Genomic DNA, 20,924 nt, shown 5'->3' on the forward strand with positions numbered 1-20,924 from the left:
CATTTCCTCTAATTTTAATTAAAAGTTTGCTAGCCCACTGTTTTGTTCATAGGGCCGTTGGTTGCCAATCCAGTTAAATCGCAGCTTCACATCACCAAGCTGGATGGTGTCTTCATCGTAGAGTTGATATGTAGTTATCTTTTCATTATTGACAAAAATAACACTTTTTATACTACGTATATATACATATTTTTTCCCTGATTGCCAAATGATGACTAATTCTGCATCGCAATTTGTCGCTGCGATCGCCGGAATCAATTCACTCAGATTGACTTTTTGCCGATGTTGGTGTGTGAGACTGATATATTGTTCTTCCGGCGATGTTGGCAATGGTTCTAGTAGTTCTAGTTCTCCTTCTAAGTGGTTGCGAGTGCGAATCTCTTGGGTTAATTCCCAAGGTGTTTTACGTTGAATCAAGCAAATTACAGTTAGAACAATTAAAAACAGCAGTAATATTAACAACAAGAAAATGATAATTTTTCGTCCCAGTGGCATCAAGATTTGCATCTGAACTGTGGTACTGAGGGGAGTAGCAAGCTGACTATTGGGAGTTATTACTACATTGAAGCTGCGTTTACCTTCAAAACTGCTATCAGCAACCTCAAATTGTATAGGTATTTTGGTTTCTCCCACAGCTAAAGATATATTTGCTGGAGGTTGTTTTAAAGAAATATTTTTAAAATTTCCTTGCAGTTGTAAGCTAGCCGTTCCTGATATATTGCTGCGAACTATTACAGTTTGTATTTGACTATTTTTTCCAGCTTCTACAGAACCAAAATCTAAGTTGTTTGGTTGCAATGATAATTCTGGCTTAATAGTTAAAGATAAATCAATCACCTGTGATGCAAGTGCTTGATCTGTGGCTTTCAATACTAAGCGCAGTCTGCGATTACCGCCCTGTGCATTAGCCGGAATCCGTAAACTTACGGGGATAGCTCTTTTTTGATTAGCAATTAAGTCAATTGTACTAGGTGAAGCTAAACTAATACCGCTTTTATCCAGGTCTTGTAGTTGTAAATTGACTTTGGTGTTAACGTTACTGACACTATTAATATCAATTGGTTTGGTAACTGTTCCTGGTAATGCAGGCGGCGAATCAATATTAGATAAACTTACATCAATTTGTGGTTTTATGAGTGCTGGTCTAATATTTTGCGCTAGTTTGTTTAATTGCACTCCTCCAGGATCTCGCAATACTCTTCCTTTACCACAAAGTGCTGGATTATTAGCAAATTCATTTAATTGATTTTCGTGTTCTTTCTGCCCTAAAGATACAAAAAATACATAAGGCTTACATTGTTGTTCGCGTAAAAGTTGGTTACTCTGAGGAATTCGGATAGGATTAGGAATCCCTTGCACATCTTCTAATCCATCAGTAAGCAAAACTATACTGACAGTTCGATTATTAGCATCAGCACGTTGGTTTAATACGGCGGAAGTTTTTAATGCTTGTTGTACTGCTTTACCTGTGTGAGTCCGCACACCATCAGCTTTGAGGTCGTTAATGATTTTTTTGAGCTTACCGCGATCTGGATTGCTGGTAATAGTAATTTCTTGGGCTTGTAGAGTTACATCACTATCAAAATTATAAATAGTAACTGTATCGCCTAATCTTGCAGTATTGACGAACTCAGTAACAGAATTTTTGACTTGATTAAAAATATCTTTTGTACCGCCTGCACCCCGCATAGAAGCAGAAGTATCTACTACAATAATCCAATCAATTCCACCTTTTGTAGTTTGAGCTAATGCACTACTAAATTGAGAAATTGACATGACAAGCAGAATGAAAATACTTTGAGATAATGGTAAAAACCTCAACCACTTTTTAAAGTATTTATAATTCATTGATAGATGTCTCCAGCCATACATATATTTATGACTCTTTATACAAACTCATAATTGAATAATTATGGTAGGTGATTTTTAGATAAAATGGTTTGATTTTTCTGCCAATTTTCTCTACCGAAAGTTATATTTTTTAAATAGCGAGTCTTGAAGTATTTCATGTGCATATTGCAACAATTTAATGTTGGTAAAATCACATTAATAATTAAATAAATTCTCCTTTGGGTACACCTGTTAATAGTCTATTTTCTCAACAAATAGACGGATAACTGGTTGTTTAATTAATATTCTTTTTTTGCAACAACATCAATTTCCATCTGAATATTTAGATGAACTGAGTAAGTGATGTATCAATTTACATCTTAGCTATTTAATTTTAAAATGTCACGTTTTTATGCTAGTCAGTAGTAGCACTTAACCGAAATAAGCTTTATCATCAAATTAGACGACTAATATATAAAATTAATTTGTATATTTAGATAATTAATTCCACTTAATTAAGAAGTATCAAAAAATGAGAGTTTATATAAAGATTTCCGGTCAATATACTGATACACCGGAAACATCAAACTCATTTATTATTTAAGTTACTGACGTAAGTAGCCATCATGAACTGCGTGAACTAGAAAACAGTAAAAAGTTTTTCCCTTACGTTGAGTTCTCAGAGAAGGACTAAAGTCCTTACTACGAACTGAATCCTAGTTTTTTGAGATTACTGAAAGTCAAGTTGTCCTACTTAGTTAGAGAAAAGTAATACTCTGTAAATCGAAAAGCTCAAATTGCTATTACACATGATGGGGGATTTCATATTTGGCATCAACATCACTTTTATGGGGATATTTGTTGATTAACTCTTGAACTTGAGTAGCTACAAGTGGATGTGAATCTTGTTGTAGTTTGGGTAGAAGTTCCAAAAGTACACGCTGAGAGACTACACCTAAATAAGCGATCGCAGCTTCTCTGACAAAGCCTGTAGGATGACGCAAAGCTAGTAAAATTTCATTAATGGTCAGGCGAATCCGGTTGACTTGAGCAAAATGGAAACAGCAAGCCAAGCACCAGTCAGAGAAAAATTTCCCTAAAGTCAGCATTCGGCGGATTCTTTCACTGGGGGAAAATGGTTCATATTCTACTAGCCCAGCTTCGACAAGATAAGAGAGTTTTTCTTGGGGCGATCGCTGATCTAAAATATTCAACAGCAATGATTTTGTGGGTAAGTTGACTGTATGCTCTAATATCTCTAGTCCCCGTGCTAAATTAGCTCCTGATTCAGACCGTAAATTAAAAGCTGCCGCCTGCATTTTCTCTGGGGAATAAAGCAATCTTAACAAGAGTAAGATTCTTTCTTTCACATCCCATTCCATTTCTTGCAAGGCGCGTTGTAATAATTCTTCAATAATGGCAACTCGCTCTTGAATTTCATAACTTTCAAAATTTTGTCGTGCTTTTAGGTCTATGTATGCAGCATAAATTTCACCTAAAAACTTTAATTCTTGGTCAATTAAACTTTCCACTCGGCTGTGCTGAAATCTATCTACTAAATTGGTAACTTCTGACTGTTTTTGAATCTTTAATACACTCCGCAGAATATGATATCTGGTTGCTCCCCAAGAGGATTCTAAATGTAACCATAAAGTTTCTAAGGCTTCGAGGGTAGAAATGTGCGCGATTGTCCGCCAAGCATACATTCGTAATACTTCTGGTTTATAAACATTGGTGGCTAATTGCAACAACATCTCCAATGCTTCATTTTCCATTTTTACCAGGGCGCGCATCGCTGTTTCACGGGTGGATTTGTAATACAGTGCTTTCAATAAAGCCGGGTAATATTCTTCCATGCGAGTCGCCGCAATCATTTCCAAAACAGCACAGCGCACTCTTAAAGATTCATCCTGTAACAAATTGGGGACATGAATCCGCAAGGCTTGCAAATAAACTGCTTCTCTTAAGGCTTTAACTGCGTTTATCCGTTCCACTTCTTGCTTGTGAGTCAGCATCCGGCGCAGGGTTTTAGTCGCGGCAGCTTTTTGTATGGGTGTCCCTTGACGTAGCAGTAAAGCCGCCGCAGTTCCACGCACGAGGGAATGGTGGCGCGGATGCAGATAATCTTCTAAAAGACTGAGATTGGGATGGGTTTCCGCTAACCAGACATAACGCAATGCTAAAGCAAAAACCTCTGGATTTACCACACCAGGAGGTCGTTCTAATAACCAGCGTACTTCCGACACATATTCAGCCTTCGCACCCGCAGCTAACATCACTTCTAAACAGTGGTGCTGTAAATCTGGGGCTAGTTTAAATAATAATCCGGCTAAAATTTCCGCCGCCCCTTGGGGGTCAATTTGGGCTAAAAGTTCGATACAAGAATGTTTATCGGTGGTGTTACCTGTTTCTTCTAAAGCCTTGACTACTCCTTGCTTAAAGGCGCGCAATCCCACCTTAGAAGCACTTAATTCACCACGTTCTGCACTCAAAACTAGCAAATCTACATAGCGCGATCGCAATACCCACACTACACGCAAGCATCCAATCGCTACAACTGCTGTCTCTGCAATAAATATCCATTTCTGCACAGGAGTAGAGGCAAAATTTCCGCCAATCAATAAAGTTAAAAATATTACAAACCCTGCTAAACCTGTGGCGATCGCTTCGGCTGTTCCTCCTGATAAAGCCTGCATTCGGCTACGAATTCGCTCTGGTATGGGTTGATATAACACCGGGCCACTACTGACTACAAAGGTATAACGCAGCAACTCATCGGCAAATTTCAGCCCCACTAATCCCCAGAAAAAAGCTACAGATTGAATTCCTGGGAGTAAATTCAGGACAAAAATCGCACCAGGAACAATAAAACCCACAGCTACAGGTAAAAGTGCAGCACTAAAAAACACTCCAAAACGTTCAATCAAGCGACTAGAGACAAACCACTGGGTGGTTAACTCACAAAGTCCGACAATCCCACCAAATAAACCTAAAAAACCTGCTAATTCTTTGTCACCCAAATTGAATTTTAGTTCTTGCAGGTATTGAAAATCAATTAATAAACCCATGATTTGCAAAAGACCCACAAAAGCAAACAACTGTAAGGTGTAACGTCGCAGAGGTGCTTCTAGACGGCGATGTCGAGAAGCTTGTTCTTGAGGAAGTACACGCTGCGGCGCATCGGGAAAAACGCCGCGATATTGATAAGTTAAATAAGCGAGAATGGCCGAACCCAAGAAAATCACACCGCAGGCGATGATAATCACCCGATTGAGTTTGGCAAATTGCAGCAACCAAGGTAAGCTAAAACCACTAATGACATCTGCAACTAGTAACCCACTGCTAACGATGGGGTAAGTACGTTTAATTTCTCGAATATTGAAAATTTGGTTAGCAACTATAGAAGTGTTGAGATCATTAACTACATATAAAGAATCCACCCAGAGGCGCAGTAAAAATACTACTATCACCGTTAGGTAGGAGATAGTAACCCCTTTATGCAGTAATACCAGAAAGATTAACGGTACTACCATACAAGGTGCGATCGCCACCACTACCCAACGCAAAGGGAAAATCTTTTGTAACCAAGAATACAAGAAAACTAGTGCAATTCCCATAGCCGCACTAGCTATATATATCCAAGGTAATGGCCCCACTCCGTATTCATCCAGAAAAAGCGCGACTGTACTATCTTCTGCCCAACGTAAACCTATAGATACAGTTGTATAAAAGGCAAACATCAACCCAGTACGTTCACCTTCTTCTGGTCGTAGATTAACCCATTTTAATAGCTGTGTCAGCAAATGATGATTTGCCGCCAACGACTTAGTTTTCAATTCCATTAAAAATGGCAAAAGTCCTGAACAACTGAGTATTATGTTTCCCACTCAGCTCTCAGGACTATCAGGTTTAGTATTTTCAGTGGTTAATTATTTGACCCAGCACCGACTAAAAGCCGCGCTACCGCTAACAGCACTCTCACTTCTTAGGCGAAATCAACATCATCATGTTGCGCCCTTCTTTTTTCGGTGCTTGTTGGACTTCACCGAATGGCTCTAAATCCGTAGCCATCCGCTTGAGTAAGGTTTCTGCTAAGTCACTGTGTTGAATTTCTCGACCTCGGAACATTACAGTTGCCTTGACTTTATCACCATCTTTCAAGAAGCGTTCCGCCTGTTTTACACGCACATTGTAGTCGTGTTCTTCGATTTTGTAACGCATCTTCACTTCTTTGACATCGGCTGTATGCTGTTTCTTCCGGGCTTCCCGCGCTTTCTTCTCCTGCTCAAACTTGTATTTCCCGTAGTCCATAATCCGACATACTGGCGGGTCGGCCTTGTCACTGAGCAGCACTAGATCAAGCTCCTTTTCTTCTGCTAGTTGCAGAGCTTCCTGGGGAGTCAGAATTCCAAGCTGGGAGCCGTCAGTGTCAATGACTCGAATTTTTGGGAAGCGAATTCTTTCGTTAATTTGGGGCAGATCGCGAGTTCTTTTTTTCTCAATCACAGGCATTATAATTAGTAGGATTCCTTGGTTAAGAATGTGGCTTGGACTGGATTAACTAGATTTTGATTTGTGTGGCTCATAAGCACAACACCAAACACAACACTAAAATAACTGAGGACTTCATCAAGAGTCTATAGTTTTAGGTTAGCTAGTCCACAGAGTAATTTGTTTTCTCTGTATTTGCTATTCTACTCATTCTGAGAGGATTTCTCTGCAATAGTTAACTTAAATCACATAACCTAGAGAAGCATTAACTATTGTAACAATTATTTTTCAATTCGAGTGGTAATGGTAAAGAGTCAAGAGTCATTAGTCATTAGTCACTAGTGTTTCTCCCCTACTCCCTTGTCCTCCTTGTCTCCCTTGTCCCAATCCCCAGTCCCCAATCCCCAATCCCCAGTCCCCACATTTAAAATAGAACTGAACTCCTCAATATATCGGGATGATCGCACTTAACTGGCAACAAAGAGTAGGGAATCAAAGAGACTGGGTATGGCGTGGTTGGCAAATTCGTTATACCTACATTCGCGCTAGTCAAAATTCCCAGAATACAACCCCTCTCATTCTCTTACATGGGTTTGGAGCTTCTATCGGGCATTGGCGACATAATTTAGAGGTTTTAGGCGAATATCATACTGTCTATGCTCTAGATATGCTGGGTTTTGGTGGTTCAGAAAAAGCCCCTGCTAATTACAGCATAGAACTATGGGTGGAGCAGGTGTATGAGTTCTGGCGCGCTTTTATCGGTCAACCAGTGGTGTTGGTGGGAAATTCTAATGGTTCTCTGGTTTCTCTAGCCGCCGCCGCCGCACATCCTGAGATGGTAAAAGGGATTGTGATGATGAGTTTACCTGACCCTTCGTTAGAGCAAGAAGCAATTCCGCCAGTTTTGCGTCCTTTGGTGAAGACAATTAAAAGTATTGTGGCTTCGCCGATATTTTTAAAGCCTGTATTTTACTTTGTACGCCGACCCAGTGTCTTACGTCGCTGGGCTGGTTTGGCTTATGCTAATCCTGAAGCCATCACTGACGAATTAATTGAAATTTTGGCCGGGCCTCCGCAAGATAGGGGTTCAGCGCGTGCTTTTAGTGCTTTATTTAAAGCTGCGATCGCTATTAATTTTAGTCCCAGTGTGAAAGCACTGCTACCTAATATTACCGTTCCTATGTTGCTAATTTGGGGACAAAAAGACCGTTTTGTACCGCCAATATTAGCTAGTCAATTTGCTCAGTATAATGAAAAGCTGCAATTGCTGACTCTAGAAGATGTTGGTCATTGTCCCCATGATGAATGTCCAGAGCAAATCAATCAAGTGATTTTAGATTGGATTAATCAATCTTTTCTAGATGAAGATAAGTAGAACAAGGTAAATAATTAAAGGTTTGTAGTGTAGAAGGGGAAGCAAACTACGCGCAGTCTCTCGTAGAGAAGAGAAGTCCATTGCGTTAGCGTAGCGGGACGTTAGTCCATTGCGAATTGGTCTTAATCCTCTCCTAACTCACTAATAATATTATGAGTCACCGATGCTTTTGTCGCCACTTGCTTTTCATACCAATTCATCAAAGGTGTCGCTGAGATGCCATGTATAACTACAGAAACTACAATAGTGGTGTAAGTTATCCAGGAAATCTGCTCACTGACTTCACCTTTTAATCCTTTACTAAAGGCGTAAGCAAGATAATATAAAGAACCTACACCACGAATTCCAAACCAGCCAAATAACCAACGGGTTGCAGGATGAAATCTCCGGCGTTGGGAATTTAAGGGACGTTTACCAATCGTACTAATCCAAGCTCCTACAGGCCGAATCACTAAAAATAATAAAACTATAACGATGAGAGATTGAGAGGCATAATTAAGCATTGGTCGCCATAATAATATTGACCCTAATAATAAGATTGTTCCTACTTCTAATAATCTTTCTAGTCTTTCAATAAATTCTAGTTGTGCCATCGGTTTTTCAGGATTTCTATAACTATCTTGGACAATTAATCCAGCAATAAATACAGCTAAAAATCCGTAACCATTGATGATTTCTGTTAAAGAATAAGTGATTAGAATAGCACTAATAGCAACAAAATCTTCCATGAGTGCATCAGCCGCACGCTTTTTTTGAATTTTTTGATCTACCCAAACTATAAGTTTTGCTACTATAAAACCCATCACCATCCCAGATGCGATCGCCCATATGAAATCAACTAGTAACCAATCTTTAAACCAGTTCCCCCAATTATGATCTTTCATGGCATAAATGCCAAAATAAACAAAGGGAAAAGCTAACGCATCATTTAAACCACCTTCAGAGGTTAACCCAAAGCGCAACTCGTCTTTATCGTTAGTATCTGTAAGTTGCACCTCTGAGGCTAATACTGGATCTGTGGGTGCAAGAATCGCGCCTAATAAAATTGCTTCTCCCCAATTCATCCCTAAAAATAATCTGCCCACAATTGCCAACCCTACAATAGAAATCGGCATCAATAAAATAATCAGTCTTGCTGTAATATTCCATACCCGCCAGCGCAAAGGATGAATGATTTTTAAGCCACAGCTAAAGACAGAAATAATCACTACAAATTCTGTCAATCTTTCTAAAACTTTGGCATTAAATACATTATTTTCTCTCAGTTGAATCATCCCTAAGCCTTCAGAACCGAGAAGTATACCAACCAATAGATATATCAAAGCAAAGGAAAGTGGTAAACGCGTAATCCAACCTGAACCTAGTGTCACTACTAGTAGTAGTAGACCAATTAACAGTAGATCCAGTATGTAAATATCTACCATATAAATATGTATAAAAAATAAACATCGCTTTGTCAGGTTACTTGCGATCGCTTGTTTGTATAAAATATCTAGAGGCAGATTTTATGGAGAAATTTTCCAGTTTTTTCTATGTTTGCTAGCTTAGTATGATATCGCTAACAGGAGCATTGGTCATGCAACTTCCAGATAGTCCTAAAATGCCCAAATTTATGCAGCTGGTAAAGTGGATTAACAATCCCTTACAGCTTATGGAAGCATCTACCAAAGCTCATGGTGATTGTTTTACCCTATGGTTAACTAACAAACAACCAATGGTATTTCTCAGCCATCCCCAAGCTATAGAGGAGATTTTCACTACTCATTTAGAAAACCTTGATTCTAGAGCTTCAGCCCAAATTTTACAACCATTATTAGGGAATAATTCTTTATTACTTCTATCGGGGGAGACTCATCAACGCCAACGAAAATTATTAACTCCGCCTTTTCATGGCGATCGCATGAGAGCTTACGGTGATATTATTACCAACATCACCAAAGATGTAATCAGTAATTGGCAAATTGGTAAGGCTTTTTCTGTGCGTGATTCCATGCAAGAAATTGCTTTACGGGTAATTTTACAAGCCGTGTTTGGTCTAAATGAAGGTGAACGCTATACACAGTTACAAACACGCTTATGCTCTATTTTAGAGTTAATGTCTTCTTCTTTTCGAGCTTCTCTATCTTTTATCCCAGCTTTACGCTTAGATTTAGGTGGCTGGAGTCCTTGGGGAAATTTCCTGCGTCAACGCCAAGAAATTGACAATTTATTATATGCAGAAATTCAAGAACGCAGAAATCATCCAGACTCATCCCGAAATGATATTCTTTCCCTCATGATGTCAGCGCGTGATGAACATGGCGAACCCATGAGTGATTTAGAGTTACGTGATGAATTGATGACTCTATTAGTGGCTGGTCATGAAACTACAGCCTCAGCTTTAACATGGGCATTATACTGGATTCACCATCTACCATCAGTGCGAGAAAAACTTGTAGCTGAGTTAGATAGTTTTCACAATGCAGATTTCAATGAAATTACCCGTCTTCCCTATTTAACGGCTGTATGTCAAGAGACACTCCGCATTTATCCCATCGGGATGATTACTATCCCCCGCATTGTCAAGTCCCCAATAGAAATTATGGGTCATAAATTTGAGCCAGGAACGTTGTTACTTGGCTGTATATACTTGGTTCATCGCCGTCCAGATTTATATCCCCAACCGGCAGAATTTCGTCCAGAAAGGTTTTTAGAAAAGCAATATTCGTTATATGAATATCTTCCCTTTGGTGGTAGTAACAGGCGTTGTTTGGGTATGGCTTTCGCGCTGTTTGAAATGAAATTAGTGTTGGCGACAATATTATCTCAAGTAGATTTAAAATTAGTGGACAATTATCCAGTCAAACCTATTCGTCGTGGCGTAACTTTAGCACCTTCTGGTGGTAAGTGGATGATTGCAACTGGACAAAGACAAAAGTTAGAAAAGTCTGCTGTTGAAGTGTAAGTAACTCAGCAAGAAGAAAAGAATCTAAGAGGTAGATTTTTAAAGAGCGATCGCACTATGATGAGTTTGGGCGATCGCTCTATAATTTCAATAGGCCAAAGCTAATTTGAATAGCTCTATCCACCTTTACAACAGTTTCCGCTTCCAGGATACCTAAACGTTTAATTAGCCTTTGTTTGTCAATTGAACGTATTTGATTGAGGAGTACAACAGAATCTACCTCTAAACCACCTTCAGAAGCGCAAATCAAAACTTCAGTGGGATACAAAGGTTCTGTAAACTGTGAAGTGATTGCAGCTACAATGGTAATTGGACTGTATTGATTGGAAACATCATTTTGCAATATTAAAGCCGGACGCGTTTTTCTAATTTCTGCACCAACAGTAGGATCGAAAATGACTAAATATATTTCACCACGCTTGGGATATATTATTTTCCGTTTTTGTTCCACGCTTCTTCTTCTAAATCATACCACTCTGAAACTAATCCTAAATCGCGTTCTGCTCTTTGAATGGCTCCAGCTTTTAACTGTTCTTCCAATTTAGTTAATGTTTTCTCTGCCAAATAATATTGTATAGCTTCATTGATCAATTGACTGCGCTGATGCAATTTCTCTCCTGTAGGATCATCTTTTTCCAGAATTTGATCAATGAGTTCAATAGTTTCTTCCGGTAAAGAAATATTAATATTTTGATACATAATTTACTATTGGATATTGCAGATAAGTCTTGTGTAACATATCTTTAGCATATATCTTTTTTCCAAAAGCGATCGCACTATGATGAGTTGAGGCGATCGCTCTATAATTTTTGTTATTTAACGAGACAAAAGTGCTGCTTCTGTAACTGAACTGGCTCTACGAAAATAAGCCGCAGCATTTAAACTCATTGCATGGCAAGATTCTGCACATTGACGACAAATAGCAGCACACAACATCATTGTCGGGTCATCGCTCATTTGTTCGCAAGTCATCGCAGTGCGATCGCAAATTTGCGCGCACAAAGCGCAAGTATTGCCCATAAACTCAGAACCATCATCTATCATATTGACGCACATCATGCACATTTCTGCACAGTCGCGCAACATAGACATCATCGCCATATCTATGTATTTACTGCCCTGATTCTTACAATATTTAAGAGTGTCAGTACAAGTTGTTTGGCATTCAATACAAATTTGTTTAGCGGCTTCCATTGTAGTGGAGATAGATTCGTTGATCATAAAAGTAACTTCTTAGCTTTAATCGGGTCTGTTGCTTTGTACTAAATTGCAAGATAAAGCCTTATTTTGGGAAAATCAAGAGTTTTACGCAACTCGACAAATTTAAGGACACTAATCCCATCTACTTAAAGTAAATTTAGCTAGTAGTTGAAAAAATCCTTTTCTATCAAGGCTTTCGCATATGGCAATGCAGAATTAGTCTAAATTATGCGGCAGATTTTCGTCATCGCCGACACAAAATTAGCCTTGAACTTACCTTTATATTCGACTTCAGCAGCTTGCTAATTGTTAGTGGCTATATTTGCTTAAGCTTTATCCTATAAAGCTTCCATAATCCTTAAAAACCTAAGAGTGCATTTTTGTCAACAAACCAATGAGTATATTTTCTCATTTGAGGATAATGTCAAGATATCATGACTTTTTGAAGATATTTTGCTAATCTCAGAGAGTGAGATGTGATGATCACTATTGATTTCATCAGCAAAATATGAATGAGATAATTAGGTATTAAAGTTATTTTTAATCAAACATGAATAATATTAAACAACGTAACTTTTTCATCAAATCAACTTTAAGTTTATTGCTGATAACTGTCATTTTTTGGCCTTTTGTCATCATCAATACTGGCGAAAGAGGAGTCTTGATGAAATTTGGGGAAGTGCAACAGATAATTTTAGGAGAAGGACTACATATAATTATTCCTATTGTGAATACAGTCGAAAAAATTAGTGTCAGAGTCCAAAAACAAGAAATATCAGCAGAAGCTTTATCTAAAGATTTACAAGACGTGTTTACAGATGTAGCACTGAATTGGCATATTATTCCAGAAGCAGCAAACACAACTTTTCAGCAATTAGGAACAGCACAGCAGGTAATTGATAAAGTCATTAACCCAGCCATAGAAGAAGTTCTAAAAGCTATCATTGCTAAATATACGGCTGAAGAAATTATCACAAAACGTGGAGTTCTAAAAGCAGAGTTGGATAATTTATTGACTCTTAGATTAGGCAACTATCATGTGGCTGTCGATGATATTTCACTAGTACATATACATTTTTCTGAACGCTTTGGCGAAGCAGTAGAAGCCAAACAAATTGCAGAACAAGAAGCCAAAAAAGCAGAGTTTATTGCACTTAAAGCCATGAAACAAGCCGAAGCCAAGATAAATTTAGCCAGAGGTGAAACAGAAGCACAAAGACTAATTCGTGAAACCTTAACACCTGATATATTGCAAAAGCAATTTATAGAAAAATGGGATGGCAAGTTACCCAAGATTATGCCCAACGGCGGTTTAAAATTCGATGTCAGCCAATTTTTAAACTAATGACTAATGACTAATGACTAATGACTATTGACTAATGACTATTGACTAATGACTAATGACTAATGACTAATGACTAAATCTCGGCTTAATAACTAAGTTAACAGCTACAACCCAGGCTGTTGCAAACATCCATCCAGCGATAATATCACTGGGAAAATGTACACCTAAATATAGCCTTGTCCATGCAATAGTTAGGATAAACAAACCACCACCAAATAAAGTTAACCAACGCCAGCTTGTATCCCAAGTTAAAACTAATAAAATAGCGACTAGAGTCAAGCTACTCATCGCATGGCCACTAGGAAAGGCATAACTAAACTCTGGTGCTAAAGAATCCCAAAGATGGGGACGAACGCGATGTAGTAAGTCTTTAGCTGTATGATTAATAATAGCATTACCCAGCCCAGTGATGATTAAAAAAGTGAGCGATCGCCATTTTTTACGAAACAGCAAAAAGATTCCTACTAAAGTTAAAATAGGTGCGACAGTCCATACAGATCCCAGCTTTGTTAATATCACAGCAAGAGTATCTAATTGCGGCTGTGCTGTTTGATGAATAGCCAATAAAATGGGAACATCCCAAGGGAAACCACCTTTTTTTACTAATGCCTGCACAGCTATGAGTTCAAATAACTGTAAAGGTAAATATACGCCTGTAAATAATATCAACAAGGAACGCCAACGAGTAATTAATAGCTGCTTTAAAAAGGTAGTAAATGTTTGTAGACGTTTCCCTAGAATAGATGTAAACCAATTAGATTCCAGCATTTTGGTAATTTGACCCTGTTATTAAGTAAAATAAAGAGGGCTAAAGCCCTCACTACAAGCTTAAGCTAATTAATAATATGCACCTATCAAGCTATAAAGTAGAGCAGATAAGACTAATAAATTTAGAATTACATAAATAAAATTTCTCTGCCAGAAAAACATAACCAGAGAAATTATCACTCTTAAAATAGGTGTAGCAATTAATATTAATAATCCCAACTGAATAATTGCACTACTGCTGCCAGAAGAAGCAGCTTGCATGACATCCACAGGCGAACGCAATGTATCTGGTTCTCCCCGAAAAAATTGATAATTAGCACGTTCGCTACCATGAACATTTAAATATAATAATCCGCCCCAGAGAACTACAGCGCAGGCAATGAATACACCATACTTTAATAGTTGACTCAGGATATTCTCTAATTGTAATTCCTTGTCTGTTTTAGTGATATTTTCATGAATATCAGATTCACCAGCAGAAATTTTTGATTGTTGCTGTTCTAGTGCTGCAATATCACTGTCAACTTCTTCTTTTGGTAAAGCTAAAACATCTACTTGATCCTCCTGTGGCGGTGATACCACCCAAGGCAAACCAGAATCAAAATTGCTCATATCTACCACCTAAACGAAACTGTTGTAAACCATCTTCAATGCCATAACTACCAACACAAGACCAAAAATAATTCTTAATACTTGTGTTTTTGTTCCCACAAGGATTTTTGCACCTAAAATAGCACCAGGTAATACCCCTAACATTACAGGCATTGATAAACCTGGATCAATGTAACCTCTTGCTAAGTAAACTCCAGCAGAAGCGGCGGCTGTAACACCAATCATAAAGTTACTGGTGGTGGTAGAAACTTTAAATGGGATACCCATAATTTGATCCATTGCTAATACTTTAAATGCACCTGAACCAATTCCTAGTAACCCAGAAATTACCCCAGCGACTAACATAACGCCAAACCCAGCCGGCACAGCATGAACTTGATAAGACATTAAGCCATTACCAGTGGGATAAGTACCATTAAGTTGGAAATAATTACCTAAAGAATCTGTAGACTCCCCTTCGGGGTGTTCCTTTTTAGGTTGTTGTGAAAGATATGCGGAATATAACAAGACAATTGCTAATACAATAGTGAGGGCTTTTACTGTGACAAAAGTAGCAATTAACGCCCCTATAATTGCACCAATAGTAGTGGCAACTTCTAAAAACATTCCTAATCTAAGATTAGTATAGCCAGTTTTAATATATCTACAAGCAGCACCCGAAGAAGTCGCAATTACAGATACCAACGAAGCACCAACTGCATAACGAATATCTACCCCAAATACTGAAGTTAACAAAGGAACAATTACAACTCCACCACCTAAGCCAGTTAGTGAACCAACTAATCCAGCAGTGAATGAACCTACCCAAACTAGTAAAGAAAATTCCCAAATATTCACATTTATTTCCTTAAGATAGGGATTGGGGACTGGGGACTGGTGAGTCAGCGCGGTCTTGGGGGTTTCCCCCATGTTGGCGTAAGCCTTCTCTTCGAGACGCTACGCGAACCCGTAAGGGTGCGACTGACGAACCCCGTTCGCGTTAGCGTCTCTGAAAGAGAAGGGGGGACTGGCGAATAAGTAAATAGATTGGTTTACTTTTTGACTTTTACCCGTTTGATAGCCTCATCCCTCATTAATTAATTCAATGTTCTGTTGGTGCATTGGGAACTTGTGCGTCAATTTCTGCTAAAGAAAAATTGGGAATTGACAAGCTACCTTCACCAGTTTTGACAATTTTGGCAGGAGGAACGTTAAATTCAATTGTGCCAGTTTTTTGGTTAGTTGTAACTACCAATTGTGTTCCTGGCACAAATTTTACTACTAAAGGTTCGGTTAACTCTTGGGGTTGGGTTTCACTAGGAGCGATCGCAGCAATTTTTGCGCCAATTGGCAAGTAAATTCCATCACAGTTCCATTTATTTTCTGTAATTTGTCCATCTCCCAAAAAGTAGATATCTCCCTCTTGTTCCAGATTAGATTTCTTGGGTTTATGAGCATAAATTCCTAAAACTTTCCCCGTTTGATTGCGACACTGCGACCAACCACGGGCAGATTCTAATATGTATTTTTGTAGCTGCAATTCTACAATCTTTTTTTCTATTTCTGTGGGTGTATAACTCGATGCTTCTGGTGAAAATTGGGCTGTCAATAAATCATCTAATGCTTGGGTAACTTCGGTATATTGTGGTAGCTTCGTGAGATTGGGTCTGTCTGCCCATGAAGGACGGGCAATCATGAAGTTAGCGATTAAAATTAGACATACTACAATAATTTTGCTGAGTCGCATAATTTGCTCCTGGTAGATTGCTGGTATTAATTGTGGTATTTTCTTACCCTGATTTCTAGATAAATATTCAACTAAAAATCGATGTTAATTAAGCGATAGCTGCCGCTATCTATTAAGATATAAACTCCTAGTCCAATCAAAATAAAGGGAATGATCGCATGACCATAACGAGTTAAAAATCTGGCTACTATGGGATGTAAAGTTAACTGATAAGCTACGTAGCACCAAACACTAACTAAGACAACAAAAACACTCAAAATAATACTTAAACTCAAGATATTACTACTAGCAAATAACGGCACATAAATACCGATATTGTCTCCGCCGTTAGCAAAGGTAACTGCTGCTACTTGATAAGTTTGGGGAGCAAGTACACCCCCAAATCTTCCAGGTGATGAGTTCAATTCATCTGAAACTGTTTGGACTTCGTTGTCATCCCGATTTAAATTAATTAAACGGCTAATACCTATAAATATGGGAATGAAACCTAAAAGACCAATCCAAGCTGGGGGGATAATTAAACCACCAAAAAAACCAGGGAGACTAGCAAGGATCACCGCACTAAAGCCTAGATACTGACCAATAATGATATGTCTGCGGCGGAAGTTAGCATTGACTTGAGAAAAGAAGACCATCAAAATAATGATGTCATCAAGATTGGTAGCAGCAAAGGATACAATTCCAGAGACGATCGCTTTGACAATACTACCCATGACAATATCTTTCACCTCGTCAATTATTTTCTACTTCCGGTGAGAGTCGGGGTTTTTTCACCAAACCCACCAAACACAGACAACAAGCCGCTAAAGCCAACGGCGATAAAGCTTGACTATCTAAGATAATAAATACACCCAACCCGACCAAAACAAAAGGCACTAAATAATTACCGTAACGAGTTAGTAGTTCAGCGATCGCTTTTTGGCGAGTTAGCATATAACTGGCATAGCACCAAATCCCAATCAACGAGAAGAACACGCCGAGAATCACCAGCAAACCCCCTAAATTATGGCTGGCAAATAATGGTACATATATACCAAGGTTATCACTACCGTTAGCGATCGTGATTGCTGCCACACTATAAGTCTGGGGAGATAAAAAACTGGCAAATGGTAATTGTTCAGACTCAGATTGATCTTCCTGATTCTCCTCTGATTCATCATTGCTAGGATTAAGCCAGCGACTCAAACCAATAGCTATTGGTACAAGTCCCAATAATCCAATCCAGTGCCTTGGTAAAACCATCCCACCAAAAAAACCCGGAAGGCTAGCAATTACCAACGCCGTAAAACCTAAATACTGTCCGAAAACAATATGGCGACGGCGGAAAGTTGCGCTGACTTGCGAGAAAAACAGTGTCAGCATCACCAAATCATCAAGGTTAGTTGCAGTAAAAGCCGTAATCCCAGAGGGAATGGCAGTGACGAAATTGCTCATAGATTTAGGGGTATAGGGGTTTAGGGGTGTAAGGGTGTAGGGGTGGGTGTAAGGATATATGGGTGTAAGGGTGTAAGGGTATAGGGGTGTTTTACCTAGTCCCCAGTACCCAGTCCCCAATCCCCAATCCCCAATCCCTATTCCACATCACTAAAACTCGCGTGAATCGCATCAATGGAATGCTCTAATTTCTTGACCATTTTGGGATAACGTAGGCGTTGGATCATAAACCAACTAAAGCCAGCGAAGAGATAGAGCAAAAATAGGTAAGGAAAGATGTTGTAGGGAGATGGGGGAACCGGAAATAAATCACTGCCGGGGATTCCTAATGTCCCGATGATTGGGATCATCATGAATAATACAGCTAGAACTGAGAAAGCTAAATCTAGCGATCGCAGTTTTCCTAGTCTGTGCAGATATACTGGTGCAGCAACGGAAACTAGAATATAGACGAGTAAAAAGCCATAGGTGCAAATTGTGCCGGTATAACCGAGAATTACAAACGGCTTGATGCCGAATAGATTCAAGGTTGCAGGTATGATAAATGTGATGAGCGAACATAACGCGATCGCTGTATGGGGAGTTAAATTTGCGTCGTGTGCTTTCCCTAAAGAAGTATGAAACAATCCGTGACGCGCCATCATAAACAACACCCTAGCCGCAGGATTAATACAAGCTAGAACACAAGCGAAGAATGACAGCAACGCGCCTACACTAATTAATGTGCCTAAGAATCCTACACCTGCTTGTTCTGCTAGAAATGAAAGTGGCTCTTCAGTTTTGGCTAAGTCTACAGAACTGCCTCTAAAACCTAAGACTTCGATATAAGCCATGATCATAAAAAACACACCCGTCCAAATCGCACTCTGCATTACCGATTTGGGAATATTTTTCAGGGGTTTTTTGGCTTCATCTCCCAAGGAAGTCGCGCTTTCAAAGCCGGAAAAACCAAATACCACTAAGACTACTCCTAATGATATTCCTCCAGGTGTTGCGCCTTGTAGTGTCAGTTGGGAAATATCAACAGCAAAGCCTTTCTGCAACCAAATAATCAGTCCCAACACCAGAATTAAGCCGATGGAAAAGGCCTCTAATAACAGCATCATCTTGGCTGATAGTTGGATGTCTTTATAAGCTACATACCAAGCCAAAACTGTTCCTAAAGCAAATAACGTTAGAACATGGGTATGAATCCCAATGTGATTTAACAAAGACTGACCAAAAATCGCAAAGCCACATAATGTGGACATTCCTGTAAACAGGTAAGCCAGAATCAAACCCCAGGCTGACAAAACACCAGCTGTCACACCTAGTCCTTTAACAATGTATGAGTATAAAGAACCAGGAGAGGCTGAACGGCGTGCAAATTGATTGATGTTGACAGCTACAAATATCAAACCCATCATACCAATCAAAAAACTCAACCATGTACCGTTACCAGCAGAGGCGTAAATCAATCCTAAATTCGCTGCTGGTGTAGTTGTAGGTGCAATCACCGCTATAGATTGCGCTAAAACTTCTCCGTAGGAAAGACACTCTTTTTTTAAACCATGAACGCTTTGAGTCAGTTCGATTTCAGCTGTCATACACCATATCCTTTTACCCAACTGCTTAATTCTTTCGGTGAAGAGTTACAGCCTTTACCAGAGCAAAAACTTGTTATTGAAGACTAGGTGTTAATTTATCCCCCCTAAGTTAGAGAATCAAATACTATTTTTTGTGATTTCGATAAATAGAAGTTATTAATAGGGACTGGGGATTGGGGACTGGGAACTAGCAATTAAGAAGGCTTTCCAGTATTTTGACTGGCTTCTACATGAAAAAATTGTATCTGCAAATACGATTTTTTCGTATTCATCAAAACATCTTTTTTGGGCATTTACTGAGTAAAATTCAATGCGGGTGTTGGGAGTGTTTTTTGGGTATATGAATGGCAGGAATGACGCTTGATCAGTTAAGGATTTTTTTAGCTGTCGCAGAACATTTACACTTTACTCGTGCAGCAGAAGAACTCTACATTACACAACCTGCTGTGAGTGCGGCTATCCAAAGTTTAGAAGAAGAGTACGGCGTGAAATTGTTCCATCGGATTGGTCGCCATATCGAGATTGCTGAACCAGGTAAGCTACTGCAAATAGAAGCTCAAAAAATTATGGATCAAGTGGTGTTGACAGAACGCTCCCTCAGAGAATTGAATGATTTACAACGAGGAGAACTCAATTTAGGTTCGAGTCTGACAATTGGTAATTATTGGCTACCAGAGAAAATTACCAAATTTCAACACAAATACCCCCGCATCGCGATTAATTGCACCCTAGCCAATGCAGAGACAATCTGCGCTGGAACTGCTACAGGTAAGTTTGACTTAGGCTTAGTGGAAGGAGAGGTTAAGCCATCACTCAAAAATGTATTGGAAGAAGAGATAGTGGGAGGCGATCGCTTATTAATTGTAGTCGGTCAGTATCATCCTTGGTATGACCATCCAGAAGTCACCCTATCCGACTTATCCAAAAGCGGTTGGATAATGCGCGAAGCCGGTTCTGGAACTCAACAACAATTTGAGCAAGCCTTGCAAAATTGGGGTATTCATCCTCTGCAATTGGATGTCATATCCATCTTGAATAGTGGGGAAATGGTAAAAGCTGTAGTCGAAAATGGCATTGGTGCAGCAGCTATTTCTGAGTTAATGGTGAAGAAGGAATTGCAATTGGGTACTTTAAGGTCTATTCAGGTGATTGATAACCACTCTCAACCTAACCCACGCCAGCCTCAATACTTGCAAATCGTCCGCGCCTTTTTGAAACTCAAGCATCGCCAACGTTTTCAAACTAAGCTTTCTAAGGCTTTTGAGGAAATTCTTAGTCAATAGTCATTAGTCATTAGTCATTAGTCATTAGTCAATAGTCAATAGTCAATAGTCATTAGTCATTAGTCATTACTCAGCACCGGCTAAACGCCGCGCTTCCGCTAACAGCACTCAGCACTCATGTATAAAATAAATATTTACATTCAGTAATGAACGCGTAAGTTGCCCTGAATTTATCATTTAAATACTATAAATGACTACATAATTAGTAATATTTTTTACTTAAAACTCTTAATCGTGATTTGAAATACAGTTTTGATTTTACGAATGTGTATTTCTTGATAGATTTTTATGTCTTTTTATATTAAACTACGGTAAGCAGATAGAGAAAAG

Annotated in this window: 18 protein-coding genes; 4 read left to right on the forward strand and 14 right to left on the reverse strand. The window is 39.0% G+C overall.

The genetic code is table 11. From position 1 onward, the window contains the following. Positions 1-18: 18 nt before the first annotated feature. The 3 genes from CLI64_RS20180 to infC all read right to left on the reverse strand — a co-directional run bounded on the left by CLI64_RS20180 (position 19) and on the right by infC (position 6,342). The gene (locus CLI64_RS20180; RefSeq protein WP_103138878.1) at positions 19-1,848 is read right to left on the reverse strand and encodes a VWA domain-containing protein; all 1,830 of its coding nucleotides are present in this window, start codon (positions 1,846-1,848) and stop codon (positions 19-21) included. Between the two features lie 785 nt (positions 1,849-2,633). Then, on the reverse strand, positions 2,634-5,672 hold the full coding sequence (locus CLI64_RS20185; protein ID WP_103138879.1) for an MFS transporter: 3,039 nt from the start codon (positions 5,670-5,672) through the stop codon (positions 2,634-2,636). Positions 5,673-5,808: 136 nt separating this feature from the next. Beyond that, a complete protein-coding gene (infC, locus tag CLI64_RS20190; RefSeq protein ID WP_103138880.1) occupies positions 5,809-6,342 on the reverse strand; it encodes a translation initiation factor IF-3 in 534 nt (177 codons plus the stop codon). Between the two features lie 436 nt (positions 6,343-6,778). Between infC and CLI64_RS20195 the strand changes: the two genes are divergently transcribed. After that, the gene (locus CLI64_RS20195; RefSeq protein ID WP_103138881.1) at positions 6,779-7,696 is read left to right on the forward strand and encodes an alpha/beta fold hydrolase; all 918 of its coding nucleotides are present in this window, start codon (positions 6,779-6,781) and stop codon (positions 7,694-7,696) included. Positions 7,697-7,818: 122 nt separating this feature from the next. Here the strand turns inward: CLI64_RS20195 and CLI64_RS20200 are convergent, their stop codons facing one another. After that, positions 7,819-9,120, reverse strand: coding sequence for a sodium:proton antiporter (locus CLI64_RS20200; protein WP_103138882.1), 1,302 nt, complete (start codon positions 9,118-9,120; stop codon positions 7,819-7,821). Positions 9,121-9,272: 152 nt separating this feature from the next. Here CLI64_RS20200 and CLI64_RS20205 point away from each other — a divergent pair, with 152 nt between their 5' ends. Further along, on the forward strand, positions 9,273-10,640 hold the full coding sequence (locus tag CLI64_RS20205) for a cytochrome P450 (protein ID WP_103138883.1): 1,368 nt from the start codon (positions 9,273-9,275) through the stop codon (positions 10,638-10,640). Positions 10,641-10,719: 79 nt separating this feature from the next. Here the strand turns inward: CLI64_RS20205 and CLI64_RS20210 are convergent, their stop codons facing one another. The 3 genes from CLI64_RS20210 to CLI64_RS20220 all read right to left on the reverse strand — a co-directional run bounded on the left by CLI64_RS20210 (position 10,720) and on the right by CLI64_RS20220 (position 11,861). Then, positions 10,720-11,091 (reverse strand): type II toxin-antitoxin system PemK/MazF family toxin, encoded by a 372-nt coding sequence (locus CLI64_RS20210; RefSeq protein WP_103138884.1) that lies wholly within the window; start codon positions 11,089-11,091, stop codon positions 10,720-10,722. Then, positions 11,070-11,339, reverse strand: a complete 270-nt coding sequence (locus CLI64_RS20215; protein ID WP_103138885.1) for a hypothetical protein — start codon at positions 11,337-11,339, stop codon at positions 11,070-11,072. The genes CLI64_RS20210 and CLI64_RS20215 overlap by 22 nt, the downstream gene beginning before the upstream one ends. Positions 11,340-11,456: 117 nt before the next feature. Beyond that, positions 11,457-11,861 carry a four-helix bundle copper-binding protein gene (locus CLI64_RS20220; protein WP_103138886.1) on the reverse strand — a complete coding sequence of 135 codons (405 nt, stop codon included), beginning with the start codon at positions 11,859-11,861 and terminating at the stop codon, positions 11,457-11,459. 529 nt (positions 11,862-12,390) lie between these two features. On the opposite strand from CLI64_RS20220, the gene CLI64_RS20225 reads away from it, so the two are divergent. Then, positions 12,391-13,185, forward strand: a complete 795-nt coding sequence (locus CLI64_RS20225; RefSeq protein WP_103138887.1) for a prohibitin family protein — start codon at positions 12,391-12,393, stop codon at positions 13,183-13,185. A gap of 66 nt (positions 13,186-13,251) precedes the next feature. On the opposite strand, the gene CLI64_RS20230 is transcribed toward CLI64_RS20225, so the two are convergent. The 7 genes from CLI64_RS20230 to CLI64_RS20260 all read right to left on the reverse strand — a co-directional run bounded on the left by CLI64_RS20230 (position 13,252) and on the right by CLI64_RS20260 (position 19,311). Next, entirely contained in the window at positions 13,252-13,953 is a 702-nt protein-coding gene (locus CLI64_RS20230; protein ID WP_103138888.1) for a phosphatase PAP2 family protein, read from the reverse strand. Between the two features lie 69 nt (positions 13,954-14,022). Then, the gene (locus CLI64_RS20235) at positions 14,023-14,565 is read right to left on the reverse strand and encodes a DUF1634 domain-containing protein (protein ID WP_103140808.1); all 543 of its coding nucleotides are present in this window, start codon (positions 14,563-14,565) and stop codon (positions 14,023-14,025) included. A gap of 9 nt (positions 14,566-14,574) precedes the next feature. Beyond that, complete coding sequence (locus CLI64_RS20240; protein ID WP_103140809.1) at positions 14,575-15,402, reverse strand: sulfite exporter TauE/SafE family protein; 828 nt, start codon at positions 15,400-15,402, stop codon at positions 14,575-14,577. Between the two features lie 244 nt (positions 15,403-15,646). Further along, positions 15,647-16,291, reverse strand: coding sequence for a hypothetical protein (locus CLI64_RS20245; protein ID WP_103138889.1), 645 nt, complete (start codon positions 16,289-16,291; stop codon positions 15,647-15,649). A 71-nt stretch (positions 16,292-16,362) separates the two neighbouring features. After that, on the reverse strand, positions 16,363-17,019 hold the full coding sequence (locus CLI64_RS20250; protein WP_308418363.1) for a cadmium resistance transporter: 657 nt from the start codon (positions 17,017-17,019) through the stop codon (positions 16,363-16,365). 4 nt (positions 17,020-17,023) lie between these two features. Then, on the reverse strand, positions 17,024-17,725 hold the full coding sequence (locus CLI64_RS20255) for a cadmium resistance transporter (RefSeq protein WP_103138891.1): 702 nt from the start codon (positions 17,723-17,725) through the stop codon (positions 17,024-17,026). Between the two features lie 137 nt (positions 17,726-17,862). Next, entirely contained in the window at positions 17,863-19,311 is a 1,449-nt protein-coding gene (locus tag CLI64_RS20260; RefSeq protein ID WP_103138892.1) for an APC family permease, read from the reverse strand. Between the two features lie 344 nt (positions 19,312-19,655). Here CLI64_RS20260 and CLI64_RS20265 point away from each other — a divergent pair, with 344 nt between their 5' ends. Beyond that, positions 19,656-20,594: a LysR substrate-binding domain-containing protein gene (locus tag CLI64_RS20265; protein ID WP_103138893.1), complete on the forward strand. Its 939-nt coding sequence runs from the start codon at positions 19,656-19,658 to the stop codon at positions 20,592-20,594. The last annotated feature ends 330 nt before the right edge of the window (positions 20,595-20,924 follow it).

This window comes from Nostoc sp. CENA543 (assembly GCF_002896875.1).
In the GTDB taxonomy this organism is placed as follows: domain Bacteria; phylum Cyanobacteriota; class Cyanobacteriia; order Cyanobacteriales; family Nostocaceae; genus Trichormus.